We start from the raw sequence: 2,144 nt of genomic DNA on the forward strand, positions 1-2,144 counted from the left end.
CGGTCGCTGCGCGAAAGCAAGATCGGCGCGCTGAAGGCCGCCGCACTGAGCCTGGACCGGGACAACCTCGTCCTGGCCCCGGACGACGCCCGGCACTGGGCCACCGCGCTCAACGATGTCCGGCTGGTGCTGGCCGAACGCCTCGACATCCGTGACGATGCCGACGCCGACAACATCCACCTCATGCAGGACTGGGCCCAGGCCGAGGACGTCGAAAGCTACCTGGCCCTGGTGTACAACTTCACCACGTGGCTGCAGGAGTCGCTGGTCCAGGCCATGGTGCACTCGCTCGATAGGTAGGGCCGCTAAGCGACAGCGGTGGCGTCAGAAACATGCACGGACTGTATCTGTGGAAGCTCCTCGAATGCCGGCTTTGCGAACCAGTATCCCTGAAACAAGCGGATGCCGGCGTCCTTCAGAATCCGGAACTCCGCCTCCGTCTCGATGCCCTCTGCGAGCACCGTGATGTCGAGCTCCCTGGCGATGCCGACGATGCCAGCAACGACAGCCTGGCGGGCCGGGCTGGTATCGATTCCTCGGATGAGCTTCATGTCGATCTTGATCAGGTCTGGCTGGAAATCGACCAGGAGCCCCAGCCCTGCATGACCGGCACCAAAGTCGTCGATGGCGGTGGTGAAACCATGCTTGCGGTATTCGGTGATGATGTTCGTGAGGTGGGCAGTGTCGGAAACCTCCTCATTCTCCGTGAACTCGAACATGATCGACGACGTCGGAAAGCTGCAACGCCTGGCTGCAAGCAGCGTCGCACGAAGGCACGCAGCCGGTTCGTAGACCGCGTTCGGCATGAAGTTGATGGAGAGAATCAAGCCCTCACCGGAAGGAAACAGCCGCGATGCCAGCTCGATTGCCTTGACGCGGCAGTCCTGGTCGAAACGGTACTTTTGCTCAGGTGCGACTCTGGACAGGACGTGAAAAGCCCCCTCGCCCAACAAGCCTCTGACCAGTGCCTCGTAGCCCCATACGCGACCAGCAACGGCGTCATAGATCGGTTGGAAGGCCATGCTGAAATCAAAGTCGAGCTGTGACGACGTCGTGCAGCCGTCGCATGTCATATGCGGTCCTTTCGCTGTTTCGTCCATCGTGGGGGCACGACGGTCGCCCCCGATATCTCGACGGCGCCCATAGCATACAGGGCGGGGACAGCGGCAGGCTGCCACCGATGAGCAGGGGTCTTCCCCGCGTTGCCCATCCGCCGGAAACCCGTGTGACCCATCAGACACGAGTTGCAGGACACAATGTGATGGCCGCGCCTGTAGTGAAGCCCTATCCTCGAATAATCATGACTTCAGCATCAAATACGGATCCGGCAGCGCCAGCTGCGGCGGAGACCGCAGCGGGCAGCGCCGGAAATGCCGGGTTGGCATCGCGCCCCATCGGCGTCTTCGACTCCGGCGTCGGCGGCCTCACGGTGGCCCGCTCGATCATCGACCAGCTGCCCAACGAATCCATCCTGTATGTCGGTGACACTGCGCATGGCCCCTACGGCCCCCTTCCCATCGCCGAAGTCCGGGCCAACGCCCTCGGCGTCATGGACGAGCTCGTGGATTCCGGCGTGAAACTGCTGACCATCGCCTGCAACTCCGCGTCCGCCGCCGTGCTGCGTGACGCCCGCGAACGGTACACGGCCCGGTACGGGATCCCCGTGATCGAAGTGATCCAGCCGGCCGTGCGGCGTGCCGTCGCGGCGACCCGGACGGGCCGGGTGGGCGTGATCGGGACCTCGGCCACGGTGGGCTCGCGCGCCTACGAGGACACCTTCGCCGCGGCCCCGGACCTGGAGATCACGTCCGTGGCCTGCCCGGCGTTCGTGCCGTACGTGGAGGCCGGGATTACCACCGGACCGGAACTGCTCGCCGTCGCCCGCGACTACCTGGCACCGCTCATTGCCGCCGGGGTAGACACCGTGGTGCTCGGCTGCACCCACTACCCGCTGCTCACCGGCGTGATCTCCTTCGTTATGGGCGAGGACGTCACGCTGGTTTCCAGCGCCGAGGAGACGGCCAAGGACGTCTACCGGGCTTTGGCCTCCCGGGGCCTGGAGCGCACGGACACCGCGGCGCCGGAGCACAATTTCATCGCCACCGGCGACGCCGCCCAGTTTGAGCACCTCGCCCGGCGCTTCC

3 protein-coding genes are annotated in these 2,144 nt (G+C 64.9%); 2 read left to right on the forward strand and 1 reads right to left on the reverse strand.

The window, feature by feature from the left end; genetic code table 11:
* A partial coding sequence (locus LQV45_RS27500) for a DUF2017 family protein (RefSeq protein ID WP_230010010.1) occupies positions 1-300 on the forward strand: 300 nt, incomplete at its 5' end.
* Positions 301-305: 5 nt separating this feature from the next.
* On the opposite strand, the gene LQV45_RS27505 is transcribed toward LQV45_RS27500, so the two are convergent.
* On the reverse strand, positions 306-1,100 hold the full coding sequence (locus LQV45_RS27505) for an EAL domain-containing protein (protein WP_230010012.1): 795 nt from the start codon (positions 1,098-1,100) through the stop codon (positions 306-308).
* Positions 1,101-1,300: 200 nt separating this feature from the next.
* On the opposite strand from LQV45_RS27505, the gene murI reads away from it, so the two are divergent.
* A partial coding sequence (gene murI, locus LQV45_RS27510; protein WP_374208309.1) for a glutamate racemase occupies positions 1,301-2,144 on the forward strand: 844 nt, incomplete at its 3' end.

This window comes from Microbacterium sp. Bi128 (assembly GCF_918698205.1).